The 15,674-nt window shown below is 36.2% G+C and carries 17 protein-coding genes and 1 pseudogene; 1 reads left to right on the top strand and 17 read right to left on the bottom strand.

Going from position 1 to position 15,674, the window contains the following annotated elements; genetic code table 11:
- Positions 1-76: 76 nt before the first annotated feature.
- The 17 genes and pseudogenes from AB1L08_RS18310 to AB1L08_RS18235 form a co-directional block, all read right to left on the bottom strand.
- Complete coding sequence (locus AB1L08_RS18310; RefSeq protein ID WP_413066078.1) at positions 77-805, bottom strand: ABC transporter permease; 729 nt, start codon at positions 803-805, stop codon at positions 77-79.
- Between the two features lie 11 nt (positions 806-816).
- Positions 817-1,566, bottom strand: a complete 750-nt coding sequence (locus AB1L08_RS18305) for an ABC transporter permease (RefSeq protein WP_188393392.1) — start codon at positions 1,564-1,566, stop codon at positions 817-819.
- Between the two features lie 15 nt (positions 1,567-1,581).
- Entirely contained in the window at positions 1,582-2,487 is a 906-nt protein-coding gene (locus AB1L08_RS18300) for an ABC transporter ATP-binding protein (protein ID WP_340499898.1), read from the bottom strand.
- A gap of 84 nt (positions 2,488-2,571) precedes the next feature.
- Positions 2,572-3,012 carry a hypothetical protein gene (locus AB1L08_RS18295; protein WP_340499899.1) on the bottom strand — a complete coding sequence of 147 codons (441 nt, stop codon included), beginning with the start codon at positions 3,010-3,012 and terminating at the stop codon, positions 2,572-2,574.
- Positions 3,013-3,016: 4 nt separating this feature from the next.
- A complete protein-coding gene (locus tag AB1L08_RS18290; RefSeq protein WP_340499900.1) occupies positions 3,017-3,220 on the bottom strand; it encodes a helix-turn-helix transcriptional regulator in 204 nt (67 codons plus the stop codon).
- A gap of 475 nt (positions 3,221-3,695) precedes the next feature.
- Positions 3,696-4,607 (bottom strand): class I SAM-dependent methyltransferase, encoded by a 912-nt coding sequence (locus tag AB1L08_RS18285; protein ID WP_413066077.1) that lies wholly within the window; start codon positions 4,605-4,607, stop codon positions 3,696-3,698.
- Between the two features lie 64 nt (positions 4,608-4,671).
- The gene (locus AB1L08_RS18280) at positions 4,672-5,658 is read right to left on the bottom strand and encodes a glycosyltransferase family 29 protein (RefSeq protein WP_413066076.1); all 987 of its coding nucleotides are present in this window, start codon (positions 5,656-5,658) and stop codon (positions 4,672-4,674) included.
- Between the two features lie 84 nt (positions 5,659-5,742).
- Entirely contained in the window at positions 5,743-7,107 is a 1,365-nt protein-coding gene (locus tag AB1L08_RS18275; protein WP_340499904.1) for a DUF6179 domain-containing protein, read from the bottom strand.
- The gene (locus AB1L08_RS18270) at positions 7,094-7,585 is read right to left on the bottom strand and encodes a DUF6323 family protein (RefSeq protein WP_251246383.1); all 492 of its coding nucleotides are present in this window, start codon (positions 7,583-7,585) and stop codon (positions 7,094-7,096) included. The genes AB1L08_RS18275 and AB1L08_RS18270 overlap by 14 nt, the downstream gene beginning before the upstream one ends.
- Positions 7,586-7,799: 214 nt before the next feature.
- The gene (locus AB1L08_RS18265) at positions 7,800-9,371 is read right to left on the bottom strand and encodes a recombinase family protein (protein WP_413066075.1); all 1,572 of its coding nucleotides are present in this window, start codon (positions 9,369-9,371) and stop codon (positions 7,800-7,802) included.
- Positions 9,358-9,789, bottom strand: a complete 432-nt coding sequence (locus AB1L08_RS18260; RefSeq protein ID WP_021401071.1) for a recombinase family protein — start codon at positions 9,787-9,789, stop codon at positions 9,358-9,360. The genes AB1L08_RS18265 and AB1L08_RS18260 overlap by 14 nt, the downstream gene beginning before the upstream one ends.
- A complete protein-coding gene (locus tag AB1L08_RS18255) occupies positions 9,790-11,355 on the bottom strand; it encodes a recombinase family protein (protein ID WP_413066074.1) in 1,566 nt (521 codons plus the stop codon).
- 52 nt (positions 11,356-11,407) lie between these two features.
- Positions 11,408-11,638, bottom strand: coding sequence for an SHOCT domain-containing protein (locus tag AB1L08_RS18250; protein ID WP_021401091.1), 231 nt, complete (start codon positions 11,636-11,638; stop codon positions 11,408-11,410).
- 131 nt (positions 11,639-11,769) lie between these two features.
- Positions 11,770-11,952, bottom strand: a complete 183-nt coding sequence (locus tag AB1L08_RS22610; RefSeq protein WP_489686533.1) for an SPOR domain-containing protein — start codon at positions 11,950-11,952, stop codon at positions 11,770-11,772.
- 39 nt (positions 11,953-11,991) lie between these two features.
- A pseudogene (locus AB1L08_RS22605) lies at positions 11,992-12,264 on the bottom strand (N-acetylmuramoyl-L-alanine amidase); the annotation flags it as partial.
- 203 nt (positions 12,265-12,467) lie between these two features.
- The gene (locus AB1L08_RS18240; RefSeq protein WP_021401105.1) at positions 12,468-12,878 is read right to left on the bottom strand and encodes a phage holin family protein; all 411 of its coding nucleotides are present in this window, start codon (positions 12,876-12,878) and stop codon (positions 12,468-12,470) included.
- A 78-nt stretch (positions 12,879-12,956) separates the two neighbouring features.
- Positions 12,957-15,206: a glycosyl hydrolase family 18 protein gene (locus tag AB1L08_RS18235; protein WP_413066073.1), complete on the bottom strand. Its 2,250-nt coding sequence runs from the start codon at positions 15,204-15,206 to the stop codon at positions 12,957-12,959.
- Between the two features lie 21 nt (positions 15,207-15,227).
- Here AB1L08_RS18235 and AB1L08_RS18230 point away from each other — a divergent pair, with 21 nt between their 5' ends.
- Entirely contained in the window at positions 15,228-15,602 is a 375-nt protein-coding gene (locus AB1L08_RS18230) for a restriction endonuclease subunit S (protein WP_413066072.1), read from the top strand.
- Positions 15,603-15,674: the final 72 nt, after the last annotated feature.

Here is a 15,674-nt window from a genome sequence, read left to right as displayed (position 1 = left end):
GATGCCACGATACCGGTAAATGATAGAAATGACCGGACCTAGTAAATTGTTTTTTCAACACTAAATAGCGAAGAGCCTATAATATGTCTTTTGTCCTAAACCTTAGCAAACCTGCAGAAATAATAATTACAAATGAAACGAAGCAAATGGAATACATAATCCATCCTTTTTCACCAACTCCAAAGGTTTCTGTCATAGTTGAAACTATTGGATAAGTCCAGGGATAGTATATCCAATACTTAGTAGAGTTGGCTATCAGCATAGATGGAAGTGAAAGGCCTGCCCCGAATGCAAGGGGAATACCTATATGTGAAAATCTAAAGCTTAAATAAAATTGCATTGCTATAATAGGCATTGAAGCAATTAGAGCAATGAAGGGTCTTACTACCATAAGGTGAATAGGAATACTATCGTTACCCCCAAACCATATTCCTATAGCAATCATCCCTATACAAAATATAAATACACTGTAGATAATTGTAAAAATACCTATAATAAGTTTCAAAAAGTACACATCTTCTCTTTTTACAGGCATTGTTAAAAGCTGCTTCCAACCATTACCACTGTGTTCGACTCTCGTAATCATAGCGATTATAACAGTAATCGTTATCGGAAAAATTAAAGATGAAAATTGAGACATACTTCCTATAAATAAAGTATTCCATAAATCAAAATCCAACTGCCCATTATTACTAGATACAAACATTGCCCCTTGAAATACTGCAAATAATGGGATAATTGTCGCCATTAAAGCTATATTTGTACGTTTTAATTTAAGAATCTCCATTTGCAAGGTCTTTATCATTTAAACACCTCCTACAAAATGTCTCTTCTTGTAAATTCAATATTTCCAATGATCGTAATAATTGCTCCACAGACAATTCCTCCATAAATAGAAACAGAAGAATCGAATCCTTGCAGTCCTCCGGCAAAAAACGGATAAAGATAAAGAGAGAATTTTGCAATTTCAAAGGATTGATATAATATAATGGATGAAAAAATTACACCTATAAAGCCTATAACGACTGGTATAGCTTGGTTTTTAAATATAGAACTCATCCAGTTATGCAGAGCAGCAACCCCAAATATTCCAACAAATTGATGTATGATATAGCTTCCATAATGCTCTATACTTAAAGGTTCAGGAAATCCAATAACCTTACCTACTACAACAAGTCCTATTGCATTAAGAACAATCAATATGCTGCTAAAAAGTACTATGGTAATGAACTTTGAAATAAAAACAGAAGTTCTTGTAACTGGCAAGCTTAATAAACTTTTCCAGGAATTTCGATCAAACTCAACCTGATGAACCATTGCACTAATAATTGCCACAAATATAGGAAGGAATATTCCCCACTGCAGCATAGTGTGGTTTTCATTAACAAGCATTTCCCAGGAGGTTAATCCTCGTTTTTGTGCCATTGTAAATAAATAATCATATCGAATATACATATCTAAAAACATTGCTGCCGTTGTGCCTAAAGGTATTACTAATATAAATAACCACAGGAACCCGCTTTTTTGCTTCATTACATCGTTTCTAACAAGTTTTATCAACCTCATGACTCCTTCTCCTTACTACTCTTTCTCGTCAGTCAAATGAAGGAAGATGTCTTCAATGGTATCATGCTGCGAACTTATTTGATAAACATCATATCCATTTAACACAAGTTCTCTATTTATATGTGCCGGATTTATACCCTTATCTTGGATATTTAGCAACCCGTTTTTTTGATATACAGTATATCCTTTAGTTGTCAATTGTTTCAGTGCAGCTTCTGCTGGTCTAACATCCATTCTAATCTCTGTCCTACTTTTACCTTTTAACTCATCTATCGTTCCCTGGAATATAAGCTTGCCCTTTTTCATGATTCCAACATGGCTAGCTATCAATTCAATTTCATTTAATATATGGCTCGAAACAAAAACCGTAACTCCCTGAATTTTAGGTAAGCTCCTAATCAGATCCCTTATCTCATTAATCCCCGATGGATCAAGACCATTTGTAGGTTCGTCCAATATCAACAATTCTGGATTTCCAAGAAGTGCTTGAGCAATACCTAGTCTTTGTTTCATTCCTAATGAAAATTTTTTAACCACCTTGTTTTTGACATCCGTAAGTTTAACGATTTCCAGAACCCTATCAATCTCTTTTTGATCAATCTCTAGTATTCTTCTTGCTAAATCTAGGTTCTCATAAGCTGTTAGATGTCCATAATATGAAGGATATTCAACCATCGACCCTATGTTTGTCAAAATTTCCAATCGACATTCCTTCATTGGTTTTCCAAATATGGTTACGTTTCCGTTCGTTGGCCTTACAAGTCCAAGAAGCATACGTATTGTTGTAGATTTTCCTGCCCCATTTGGTCCTAAAAAACCGTATATCTCTCCCTTAGGAACCTTTAAATTTATATTGTCTACTGCTATAAAGTTTCCAAATTTTTTCGAGAGTTTATTTGTTTCAATGATATATTGATTCACATTAATTACCTCCTTCATCTAAGGGTTAATAACTTTTAAGGAATCAACTATGCCCACTCCAACATTTTTATATCCTCATTAATCTCACTCAACACGCTTTAAAATACGATATGTTGTGAACCAATAAACAAGGTATTGTCCAATACCTAAGGCTCCAATACTACAAATAGGAATGAGAAGATGTCCAGAAAAAAGGAAGCATATCCCTGCAACGATAGGGAGAGCAAAACTATAGTAAATATACACGTTTCTGCAAGCCCTGTAAGTTACCCATTGTTGCCCCTCATCCATTTCGCGAAATTCCGGGGGAATCAAGCCAAACGGTTTAATCTGACTATCGGGATGTTTACGATTATAAAGTTTCAATAAAAATAGCCATAAAAACGTACAAAAAACTAATACACCGAAGCATAACCTAGCCAAACCAACCATCGAACTCATTAAAGACAGTAACAAAAATGTAATTAGCATTATAAACAGGCTCATCGGTATGAGCGGAGACCGCAATATTTTTTTTAATAACATTTTTTCACTCCTCCTTTAAATAAAAAACTTCTTCAACAGCAACTTCAAACGCAGCCGCTATTTTTAATGCCAATGTTATCGAAGGGGAATAATCCCCTTTTTCAATTAATCCTATCGTTTGTCTAGTGGAACCAATTTTATCTGCCAATTCTTGCTGCGTCCATCGAAATCTCGCCCGTAATTCACGAACCCTATTTACTAGCATCACCAATCCTCCTCCGTCTAATGACAATATAATTGTAAAATATCATTTCCATAATGTCAATAATCATTTGCATTTTGTAATAAATGAATTCCTTTTTCACATCTTGACTTCACCAAATGTTTTAATGTCCAGTGAAAAATACTATTTGAACATTCCGTTCCTATAATTTTGTCTGATAAGAACTGTCTGGTTAATTAAAATCAGCGTACAGGGGGGCGGCTATTTCCTGTCCTCCCACCTGAAATGCGGGTTCGCACCAAGTTGGACAAATAGCAGTAAAATCTTCATTAGAATCGATTAAAAAAGCCCTGCCATTACCATAAATCTCCCCTTAGAGGGGGGAGACATAATGATTCAAAATGGGGAATTCTACTGGATCCACTATCATTCAATTTCCATAAATCATGCAGTAGAAATCGATTGTACACCACTTGAAGGGACACTATCTTTTTCACGTTAATTTATTTTATAAAATACATTATTTAGTAGCAAGACAATAATTAACATTATCAAAAGCAGTTATTTTGTGTCCGCCAGTTACTCGATTATAATTTTCAAAATATTTTTTAGTAATTTGATTGGGAGTTAAATGTTGAGAAATTATAAAATTATTTTTTGATAGTAAACTTTCAAGTTGACTAAAAGAATAACTTCCTAGCATTTTTTCATTTGCTTTTCCAGCTAGCGCCAATTGTTTTTTCGTTCTAACTCCAGCCTGTTCAGTAAAAGTATGTTCATCTGGATAATCGAAAATAATAATACTTCCTTGAGGTATTAACATACTAAGCTTATTCAGCAATGATTCAAAATTCTCTCTCGGTAAATAATAACTTATGCCAAGTAGACTACAAAAACTTATTTTTCTCTTATCAAAAATAGATGATTCTAGTAAATTTTTATCCCAATCACCTTTTGTAAAATCACTTTTAATAAAATGGACATTGTTAGGAACTTCAATACAAGCCTTTCCCAGTCTGTTTAGCTTATCCTTTAATGTTATAGGGTGTTCTAATTCAAAAACTTGTAGTTTCTCTGCCCATGACGGTTGACGATATCCAAATGTATCATATCCCGCAGCTAAAATTAAGTATTGTTCCACCCCCATTTCAACTGAGTTTTCAAGAGCTTTTTCAGCGAATGCAGCTCTACCAAGCGGAGATGGAGATAGTTGATTGTCAACAATCCACCTTAGTGCTTCTTCCTCCGTACCTTCAAATGTTGGATTAAACAATTTTATTCCTTGAGACATACTACTAGCAATTTGATTATATTCTTGTTCACTTAAAATAACTTTGGCCAAATAATCATTAAAAATTTTCAAATCATTATTTGTTGCATGATAAGCTCTTGCAAAAGCACTAACCAATGCTGTCATACTTTTTTGTTCCATGTCACTATCCTCCAATTATTATTTATTTTTATAAATACTAAAAGCTTGAATCTGTGGTTCATTTTCATTCGTCACTTTTGCTTAATTTTTTAATTCTTACAGACATAATATCCAACGGTTCCCTATTTCTCTGGATATCATAATTTAAAAAATAATTATTTATTTTATAAGATTTAGGTGATAAAAATTGTTCAATAAACGGTAAATTCGGGGTGTAGTAGAATTCTCCATCTAGCTTAAGTGAATTTAATAACTCCATGTACTTCCTTGCATATTTAATGTAATTACCATTCTTTTTTAAATGAGTTCTTTTAAAATGATTTGTGAATGATAAGTGCGATATAATAGTTCCCCAATAATTTGGCTTAAGCTCATAATTAAACCAATCAGTTTGAATTGTATATAATTTATCATTTGTAATTCTATCCACCCCATAGGCTTCTAACCCTATTTTTCTTAAATAATGAACTAATGTGGCTTTGCTGCCACATCCAAAATCTAAAATAGGTTCTTTTATTTTTTCTATGTTGATATTTAGAATCTTTAATTGTAAGGCTACACTGTATTCTGAACACGGAATTGGTTCTACAAATCTCTTAGTAATAGAGAAAAGTCTTAATTCATCAATTGTACCCAAAATACTTCTCAGCTTTAATTGATGTTCCATAACAAGTCTATTAATCCAATCTAAATTAATCGAAATATTTGAGTACAATGTTTTGAAGATTCTTACCAAAAAATCTTCATACAAATCATATAACTCATTAACCAATGTAGCATCCACTTCTACATATTGGTTTAATTCTATTACAGTTTTAATTGTTCTTTCAGTTGAGTATCCTGCAACTTTTTTAACAAAATTATTTATTTCTACGTTATCACTATTATTAAGATAATGATTAAGTTCCTTTTCGTGAAATATGATATACTTTACAACGTAATTACCTAAAGGAAAATCATCATTTCTCGATAATCCATAAAAGATATTTGTCCTCGCATTAACCTTATATAAATCATTAATGAAAATGAATATTTTGTTTTTTATATTCATAAATCCTTACCTTTCTTTTGTAATTACCTGCCATTAAAAGTAACGACGGGTATATCCTTTTTCTTTAAACTATTTCCCAAGATATCAATCCCATACAAGATGTTTTGCAATTTGGAGAATTTTTTCCTGTCTATTAGGCGAAAGTTGCTTCATATAATTTTCCAAATATAATCGTACAACCTGTTCCGCTTCCGATAAATCTACTGCTTGAATGTCCGATTCAAAGGGGTGCCTTTTAATCATTGCTGCAATTTCAACATCTTCGAGAGTACTAAACAGCAAAATAAATTCCTCTTCTTCTAATTGTGCATCAAGTAATATATCTTCAAGATCATCAAAAGATTTTACTTTATCCTTTATAAGGGTTAATTTATCAGATGAATATCTGCATCTAATAAGTTCTTCAATTAACTTTCTATAATCTTCATCATCCATTTTAATACTGGATTCAAAGTGGATTTTCGGCTCTAAAACTGGATTTTGTGGGGTTATAAATACTTTACTGAGGGTATTTAATTTTAGTGCAATTTCTATATTCGTTACAATCTTCGGCAAACTTCTTTCAATATATTCTTGGAGTAAAGGATTTGTAAGATTCAACTCTTCGTATATGTGATTCGTTGCGTAGTTAATAGTTAACATCAATGTATGATGATCATATTTTCGTAATTTTTTATATAAGTATTGAATATCTTCTCCCGTAATATTGAGCTCCACTATGTTACGGTTTGCAAGAGAACATCCCAAAGCTGCTGTTAATACATGTTCAAAAATATTGATCAATAATTCTGGATAACTCTTGTCATATCCATAAAGTAGATGATGAATGTTTTCTGTTGCAAATTTTTTACAAAATTCATTCTCAAGGTATAAATTCTCAAGGTATTTTTGAATAAATTCTATTCCTGCCAAATCATTAACAGGATTGCAAAGCTGATAATCAATAGAAGCGGGAGAATCATGGGCCTCATACTCTAAGTTATATAATTTGAAGAAAATCCCAATCCCATTTTCACTAAGTGTCGAATTATAAGAATGATTTAGTGTATCTAGTTTATTCTTTTGAACCATATTATAGATACGCTTTGCTATTTGAAATTTAGTATTTACTAATTTTCTGCCTCTCCCATACAGCTCAGAAATCTTTACTGTTTTTAACTCGAATGCAGCATAGTCTGGATCTGGTATAGACTTTAAGTATACCCCTATTGAATAAAGATTAGATTTCATAATGCTTTCAGCAGTTTCAACTCTTATAGAACTGCTTTCACCCATATTATATCTCTCACTTTTATATGCTAAGAGACTAATACATTGTAGCTGAATATTTTCTAAATCAGACTCATTTAAAAGTCCACAGATATAAGCCTCCTGTAAAATAGAATTAAAATAGAATTCTCCACTCAAATTATGACTATTAATGATATGTTGCTTTTCAATATTCGCCATCTTCATCCTCCTCATCATATTCATTATCCTCTGAATAATCAGGTGCATATCCATATCGTACATTACGTGCCATTTTCTCAAGTTCTCTTCCTGATAACAATGCTAGTGATCCTTGGCATTTGCCATCAAAGGAATTTTTCATAAACTTTATCAGTTCATCATCACTAATTAAATCGAGAGTTTCATTTTTATAAAAATAAAAGATTTCAATTAACTCATGAAGTGTTTCTACATAATTATGCATAGAAATATAAGGAGAATCACAAAACTCCTTGATTATTTTTTCAACTACGCCACCACCAAATTCAATACGTCCATTACTTTTTAGTGAAACAGTTCTCGTTTCAACTAGTTCAATGGCATCTTGACGAGATAAAGTTAACCCAAATCTAAAAGTAAAATCATTACATTTTACAATTTCATCAACTGCTTGTTTTTGTATTAATGATGAAAATACATTCATAATCTCAAATGACAATAGGATCACCTCCAAAATAAAAATAAATAAAAATAAATACGAATATTTTTCAAATTACTATTGACATTTAGCTAAAAGTATGTTATAGTTAAATTGGCGTATTATGTTTATTAATCAAATCGTAAATTTGATTATACCATTCACTTTTGATAAAAGCAATACTAAAAAACAAAAAGCCACCGTATGTTTATATAATCGGTGGCTATCTTTATAACTATATTTCAACATCAATCACTACTCCAGACTTAAATCCTATAATTAACTTATCATCAAAGACCGTCACCTTTTCAATAATTCGCCTTACTAATTGCTCATCATACTCTTCTAACTCGCAGGATTGCTCATTCAAGAAATCAGTCATTTCAGCGATTCGTTGCCTTTTTCCCTCACGATCTGCATTCTCAACCAGTGCATTTTGCTTCTGCTCCCGCAAACGGTATATCTCTTCCGCCACTTCCTCATAATCTGTTTTGGAATTGGCAAGCCGCAAAAGTTCGTTTTGCAGTTCTTCCAGCTTGACGTCAATATCATTGGTAATTTTGTCGTGTTCTTCATTTAAAACTGTCTCGATATTGGCCTGTAAAGTGGAGAGAAAGGTATCCTTACTGGCCAGCAACTCATTGATGGCTTTTACAACTGCTGCCTGTAGCACTTCCTCATTAACTGTAGGGGATGTGCAATCAGACCCTTTTTCCTCTAGGCGGCTGACGCATCGCCAGACAATAGACCTGCAGCCTCGATTGTTCCAGTGGACTCTTCTATATATTTCACCACATTCTGAGCAGTAGACAATACTGGACAGAGCGTACTTGCTGCTATAAACTCGCTTCTTACCATTCTTTCCAGTATAAAGGTTAGCCCGCCTTACCAGTTCTTCCTGCACCTGCATGAAAATTCCACGCGGGATGATAGGTTCATGACTGTTCTCAACATAGTACTGAGGTACGATTCCATTATTGACTACTCGCTTTTTGGAAAGAAAATCAACGGTGTAAGTCTTTTGAAGCAAGGCATCTCCTATATACTTTTCATTCTGCAGTATTTTCTTAAGCGTCTCGGGTCTCCACTTAGGCTTTTTAGCTGCAGTGAGAATACCATCCGCTTCTAGGCCTCTTGCTATTTGTAGGAGACTTGCTCCTTCAAGGTATTCTCGATAGATTCGCTTTACCACTTCGGCTTCTTCAGGAACAATAACAAGCCTTTTATTTTCGTCTTTGGTGTATCCTAAAAACCGGTTGTGGTTGACTTGAATTTCACCTTGTTGGAAGCGGTACTGAATGCCTAGCTTTACGTTTTGGCTTAAGGACTGGCTTTCTTGTTGGGCCAGTGAAGCCATGATTGTCAGCATGATTTCACCCTTGGAATCCATAGTATTGATGTTCTCTTTCTCAAAGAAAACAGGGATATTTTTATCCTTTAGCTGCCGGATGTATTTCAAACAATCCAGCGTGTTTCTGGCAAAACGGCTAATGGACTTGGTAATGATCATGTCAATTTTACCTTCCATGCATGCTTCAATCATCCGGTTAAACTCTTCGCGCTTTTTAGTATTGGTTCCTGAAATCCCGTCGTCCGCATAAATTCCTGCCAGCTCCCATTCAGGGTTCCCTTTAATGTAGGAAGTGTAATGTTCAATCTGAACCTCATAACTGGAGGCTTGTTCTTCACTATCAGTTGAAACTCTACAGTAAGCCGCCACTCGAAGTTTGGTTTTACTTTCAGTTTCTTGGTTATTACCCACACGAGCTCGTGCTGGTATAACTGTTACATTCCTACTCATCGTCATTATCAATCGCCTCGCTTTCTATAAGGCTATAAACATATTCTGCTTGTTTAAATGGGTCATCATAAAGCTCATCCGGTGTTGGCATGGCGAACTGGTATTTCTTAATACTATTTTCCTTTGGTTTATGCTCCCAAATTCTGCCGAGCATTTGTGCCCGTCTTAACTTTTCAGCCTCTACCTTTTCAAAAGTATCCTCATCAATAATCTTGGGATAATAGTCATCCCCAAGGTATCGCTTATTTGTGAGCATATTCGCAATAGTGGCATGATATCTAACAATCCCAGCTTTCTTAGCCGCATCCTTCAAGGAAAGACCTGAAAGATATGCTTTGAATAGCTTCTTTAGCTGCTCTGCTTGTAGCTGGTCAATCACCGCTTTTCCATCTTGAATCGTATATCCATATGGTACATGAGGCATCTATCTCTCCATCCTTTCCTTAAGTAATAAGCCGCACTTTAGGCTAAAGCCTATTTCTGTTGGCGAAAAAGCAACTATCTTTTCAACAAACTGCTCGAATACTTCCTTGTTAAAACTTTCAATATTCTTTGACTTTGAAACATATTTGATAAGTCTTTCTAATTCTGTTATTTTAGCCATTCCATCATTGATGAAACGGTAGAGTGCTTCTTTTTGATCTTTCAGCTTCTCTGCTTCAGAGCGAAGCTCATTGTTTTGCTTATTAAAAAGAGCAGGCTCCAAGTATCCCTTTGTCATGAGGTTAATCAATACCTGAAGTTGCTCTGCATTTTTCTCCATCTTCGATTCAATTTCCTGAACCCGAATCAGATTATCTGAATAATTCATGAGTTTCAGTTTCCGAAGCAAAGGCCTCAAAACAACTTTGTGACTAAAGATGAGCTTATTTATCATCGTCACAAAGCCTTGATGGATGCTATCCTCCCGAATGTAAATCATGGAGCATTCCTCTATATTAGTGATATGTTTGGAGCAACACCAGGCAATATATTTATTGTTCTTAGTTCCATGGATTCTTCGCTTGAAAGTACTCCCGCATTCAGAACATTGAATCTTTCCAGAAAGGGGATAGCGATTTAAATACTTGCTATTGCCACTCTTGATGCCTTTTTCTTTTCCTCGCTGTTCGATTGCAAGATTCACTGCCTTAAACTCTTCATGACTAATAATTGCCTCATGATTATTTTCGATAAGAAACTGATCCTTCTCTCCCTTATTGGTTCGTCTAGTGAAATTATCGTCAGTGTATGTTTTTTGAAGGATTACATCTCCAGTATATTTTTCATTCCGTAAAATACCTCGGATAGTACTTCCTCTCCATTGACCGCCTTTTTTAGTACGTACACCCTCATCGTTTAATTCTTGTGCAATTTTCTGCGTTCCTTTACCTGCTAAGGCATCTGTAAAAATCCGTTTAACAACCTCGGCCTGTTTTTTATTCACTACAATCTGCCCATCTATATAATCATAACCGTAGGGAGGATAAGAAAGCTTGTAGGTTCCATTTCTAAACCGTTTTTGAATGGACCATTTATTATTCTCAGAAATTGAGATAGATTCATTCTCTGCTAGGCTACTTAGAATGGTCAGCATAAGCTCACTTTCCATAGACTGTGTGTTGATGTTCTCTTTTTCAAAATAAATGAACACTCCAAGATCAGTTAGCTTCCTTACAATCTCTAAACAGCCTATTGTATTTCTGGCAAATCGACTGATAGATTTTGTAATTACAAAATCTATCTTCTTGTTCTCACAGTCAGAAATAAGCCTAAGTAGTTCTGTTCTATTCTCTTTCTTCGTGCCTGAAATACCCTCATCAAAATAAATGCCAACAAATTCCCAGTCTGGGTTCGCTTTAATATAAGCTTCATAATGGACCTTCTGTGCTTCCAGGCTGATTAGCTGTTCCGTATTATCTGTTGATACCCTAGCATAAGCAGCCACCCGCAGTTTTAGCTTTTTTTGAAGCCGATTGTTCGTTTCTTTTATTTTTGTTACCTTTTTCACCACATTCACCTCCTCAAGGTATGTGACATATTACCTCTGAGTGCCCAGTATATCAAGGAATATCGGGCATTATCTGTGCTAATAACGGTGAGAAAGTTTCGCGATTCAAACGCATAATTTTGTTAAACTCTACCTCTGTAACAAGACCCTTTTCAAGCATTTGACGCAGCAGTTTTTCCGCTCTATAATAATCAAACTCTCTTTGAAGCTTCTTAGTACTTAAAGGTGTCTTTTTAGGAATAGCTAGTGGATCTTGTTTATCTGTAATTTTAGTTATCTGCATATAGGCAACCTCCATTTCTACAGGGAGAACCCTGCACCTATATGCAAAAAAATTCGGTGATTCGAACCCCTAAAAAAGCAAAAGACCCGAAGAGCTGTTACACTCCTCGGGTCATTAAAATTAGCTGTTCGTTAATCATACTTAATAAAGGCATCGGTAAAGCCAGCTTTCTTAGCTTTGGCAAGTTGCGCTTCCGCATTGGCTTTTACAGAATAGGCACCGATTTGAACACGATAATATTTCTTTCTCTCCTGTTCTGCAGGCTTCTCTCCTTCACTTAATAGCTTTTTCACATCCGCTCTGAAGGTATCCATGCTTTTTCCATGCTTTGGAAACCAGTTTCTCGGATCTCCATGATTACTTGCGATTCCTTTTTGATATCCTTCATAGTGGCCAATAACATCTTTTTCGGTCAAGTTATAGAGCTTGCAAAGATACACACACAGTTCTACCGCTTCCTTATAAACTGCATTAAAATACGAGGCATCGGTCAAACCGTCCTCGCAGATTTCAAAACCAATATGAGTATCATTTGCCTTTCCACCTGCATGCCATCCACGATGGTTCCATGGCAGGGTTTGATAAGTGGCAATTGAACCATCCTTAAGCTTTCCAATGAATGCATGGACACAAACTTGCCTTCCACCTGGTCTATCCTGATTTCAGTGATTGTTGTACTCGTTTACACCCAACTGGCCATCGTCCGGTCCAACGTATCTACGAAGATACGGATTATTTGCACCAGTACTATGAACCATTATGCCCTTCGGTGTAATCTTTCTGCCTGCCTTATAACACGCATTTTCAGTTAGAATAAGTTTTCTCAAATTCATTGTTCCTTACCTCCTTTGTTATGCAACTGTGCAAGAATATCTTTTAGCTTTTCTGGTATTGGCAGTCCTAGTCGACCAACATTTTCTAGCATGGATACTCCCTCATTGGAGCAGTAGAAAAAGATAATGGCTGTCCGGAGCACGCTTCCATCTCCAATAAGGTTTATGTCAATCATATGTCCAATTCCGACCAAAACAAAAATAAGCACCTTCTTAAAGATGCCCCTAAATCCGATCTCACTAGATAGCTTCTTATCAACAATGGCACACATAACACCAGTGATATAATCAGCTATCATCAATGCTACTAATGCATATAAAAAACCATCAAAACCACCTAAAAACCAGCCCAAGAATCCACCAAGTGCTGTAAGGGCAGCTTGTACCCAATTCCATATTTCCTTCATGATTTTTACCTCCTTCGTGATTGGTGAAGATACAAAAAGAGTGCCTGCAATTTTTCGCAAACACTCCTGAATCGTTAATTATATTTGTTTAGGCAGTGCCTCCCATAGCCTCATATCCTCCTGTCCTAAAGACCATATGGCAATTCCTCTAAGTTTCCACCGATATGCCGCTTCGTTTGCCCAATAGACAAGGCTGTCTACATCCTGATAATAAAGAATAGAAAAACCGTCAGCATCTCCAAGAAACAAACGTGAAATCCAGACATTGATGTCCTTGGACACGATTTTTACTGAATAATCATTTCCACAGACCAATGGCAAAAGGCCTGAATGGAAGAAATCATAATCCATAGAGATGTCCTGGTTTCGTGTAGAAGCTTCCTCCACATCATTGTTAACTGTGAAAACCTGAAACTCACTATCCCATGTTACACCGGTTCTTGCCAGCCGCCCATACTCAGTTGTGGTTCCATCCGGGAAGGTTACATCAAACCTTTCATAAGGTTCATAAGTCCAGGCATCTCCCAGTCTAAGTAATTCGCATAGAATACGTCCATCAGACCGAACCCCGGCATACCCTCCTGAAAAACCACTAAGCGTCGCTGTAAAGCGCAAAACATTGCTTGCTCCGGAATAAACCCTCACAGAGTTTCCTCGTATCCTCATTTCAATGGTGTACATTCTTGGATTTGAGCGAAGATCTGCTGATGCCGTTTTAACGATTTCAGTGGCATAACTGCCGATTAGAGAAGAACCATTATATAGTTCAATACGCTGTGTATTAAAGTTTAAACAGCAAAAGACATTACCACAAAAAATGCCTGCACGACCACTTCCCTCTGGAGTAAAAGCCAACCTTGCCCGCAAATGAACATCTGAAAACCCGCTATACTTCCACGCCAATTGGCCATACCCGTCAAGCTGCGAATAGGGACGATTGGCGAGATCATTTTGATTTTGCCATATCTGCCACTCGCCGCTTAGTGCTGTCCAGTAGCTGGAGGGAAGTGGATTGTCATCTCTGAAGTCTTCATACCAAATTAGTGCTGAATCAGGCTTTCTGCGTAGCACCTCAGTGGTCAATTTAAAACCTTTATCGGGTTCAGCCATTAAACCGTTCACATCTTTAAATTTGCGAGGAGATAGCATAAACTCTGCCTCTCCAGCAGAAAGTTCTTCAGAAAAACTCGAACATACTCGAAATCCATAGAACTGCACACCTGGTACTGAGGCACTAACGCTGACAGTATGGGTACCAGCTGAAAGAAATACACCAGAAACCAAAGAAAGCCAACAAGTTGTTCGCCAGTATGGCCACCACAGCCTATTCTCGCTAAATACCTTACTTGTCCCGTCAAGTGAAACATGAATACTATTCTTATCCCAGAAGGGAAATGAGATGCGAATGGCTACATCATAAATACCAGCAGATGCAATTTCAAATTCGTATTCGGCTTCACCTTCTTCACCAAGTGTTATCATTTGAGAAGAAACCGATACATTACCAGTATAGCTATCAGGAGTTCCGCCACTACGATCTACATATATCGTGCCAAATTCAGTTTTTTGCTGCTTGCTATAGGCAGTCAAATACCTGCGTCGGTTATAAGTTTCAACCAGTAAAGGATAGGTTCTTGAAACTGCATCCCAGCCTTCCATGTAGTCATACACATGTGGCAAGGCCCAAGGCACCTTATCATAATCATCCCAATACGCTATGATAGGAATCATGGGCTGTGGTGGTCCATCATCTGTAAAGTTATATCCCCCTGTCATCCAAAGCTGTGCGGCATAATATGTGTTTGAAATCCCACGATAAGTGATGCCCAGATTTTCTGGTGTATCGTGGATTCTCCAGTTCCAACCATATGCAGGCAGTCCTAAAAATATTTTTTCAGGAGTCATAACCCGGACTGCATAATCATAAATGCCTTCCAACCAATCCCTGGGAGATACCGGGCCCGGTGCAGAGCCTGCCCATGCCATGCCATAACTCATAATCGCTACTGTATCACAATAGGGATTCAAGTCTTCATAAACACACCAGTTTTCGCCACCAACCGATCCTTGTACTCCAGTCATGCCTGGTAGACAAATATTTACGAGTTTCGAAGAATCATAGGCTTTGACAGTGTTATATATGTCTCGAAATAGAGCATTAGCAGCATCCTTGTTTTCATAGCCACCTCCACGTTCCAAGTCTATATCCACTCCAGCACACCAAGGATACTTATTCATGATGCGAATAATCTCAGTAAGAAATTTATCCTTTGCACCATTGGTATTATTTCTAAGGGCTGTAAAAATAGAAGCCGTACCATGATTCATGATTGTAAGCAGCCATTTGATATGAGGCCAGCGGTTAATGTAAGTAAGCATACTGGACCTTCACGAGCAAGAAGAATTGTAAAGTATGGAGATACTATTATTTCAACAGTTAGAACTTATCTTCGTTCTATGTGTTTTATTGATCATGATATAGAGCATTGTATTGTTTCCACTGGCTTTTCTGTTCTATCACCTATTAAAGGAACAGTATTACCAGAAATATTATCTTATGCATTGAGCTCCGATTACTTTGTTAATGAGGTAATAAAAAATTCAATAGGTGTTTCTTATCCTGCAATAAACGATAAAAAGTTATTAAGCTTAAAAGTTGCTCTCCCCTCAACAATAGAAGAACAACTACAGCTTTATAATGAAATTAAATCAAAAACAACGTAAGCGTCAAATAAAACCCACATTCTGTTCATAGGTCATCCGTGCGATAATCTTCTTAGAAATCAATTCGGGAGG

Origin of the sequence: Siminovitchia jepli (assembly GCF_047228825.1) — a bacterium.
Classification (GTDB): Bacteria; Bacillota; Bacilli; order Bacillales; family Bacillaceae_C; genus Siminovitchia.
This window is presented reverse-complemented; position numbering and strand designations above follow the sequence as displayed.

What these genes read in the sequence shown, in the direction of transcription:
- AB1L08_RS18275 (WP_340499904.1), bottom strand. Translation starts at nt 7,107, where the DNA reads ATGGCGAATATTGAAAAGCAACATATCATTAATAGTCATAATTTGAGT.
- AB1L08_RS18285 (WP_413066077.1), bottom strand. Translation starts at nt 4,607, where the DNA reads ATGGAACAAAAAAGTATGACAGCATTGGTTAGTGCTTTTGCAAGAGCT.
- AB1L08_RS18265 (WP_413066075.1), bottom strand. Translation starts at nt 9,371, where the DNA reads ATGACGATGAGTAGGAATGTAACAGTTATACCAGCACGAGCTCGTGTG.
- AB1L08_RS22610 (WP_489686533.1), bottom strand. Translation starts at nt 11,952, where the DNA reads ATGGATACCTTCAGAGCGGATGTGAAAAAGCTATTAAGTGAAGGAGAG.
- AB1L08_RS18230 (WP_413066072.1), top strand. Translation starts at nt 15,228, where the DNA reads ATGAGGCCAGCGGTTAATGTAAGTAAGCATACTGGACCTTCACGAGCA.
- AB1L08_RS18280 (WP_413066076.1), bottom strand. Translation starts at nt 5,658, where the DNA reads ATGAATATAAAAAACAAAATATTCATTTTCATTAATGATTTATATAAG.
- AB1L08_RS18295 (WP_340499899.1), bottom strand. Translation starts at nt 3,012, where the DNA reads ATGTTATTAAAAAAAATATTGCGGTCTCCGCTCATACCGATGAGCCTG.
- AB1L08_RS18250 (WP_021401091.1), bottom strand. Translation starts at nt 11,638, where the DNA reads ATGCAGATAACTAAAATTACAGATAAACAAGATCCACTAGCTATTCCT.
- AB1L08_RS18310 (WP_413066078.1), bottom strand. Translation starts at nt 805, where the DNA reads ATGATAAAGACCTTGCAAATGGAGATTCTTAAATTAAAACGTACAAAT.
- AB1L08_RS18260 (WP_021401071.1), bottom strand. Translation starts at nt 9,789, where the DNA reads ATGCCTCATGTACCATATGGATATACGATTCAAGATGGAAAAGCGGTG.
- AB1L08_RS18235 (WP_413066073.1), bottom strand. Translation starts at nt 15,206, where the DNA reads ATGAATCATGGTACGGCTTCTATTTTTACAGCCCTTAGAAATAATACC.
- AB1L08_RS18240 (WP_021401105.1), bottom strand. Translation starts at nt 12,878, where the DNA reads ATGAAGGAAATATGGAATTGGGTACAAGCTGCCCTTACAGCACTTGGT.
- AB1L08_RS18305 (WP_188393392.1), bottom strand. Translation starts at nt 1,566, where the DNA reads ATGAGGTTGATAAAACTTGTTAGAAACGATGTAATGAAGCAAAAAAGC.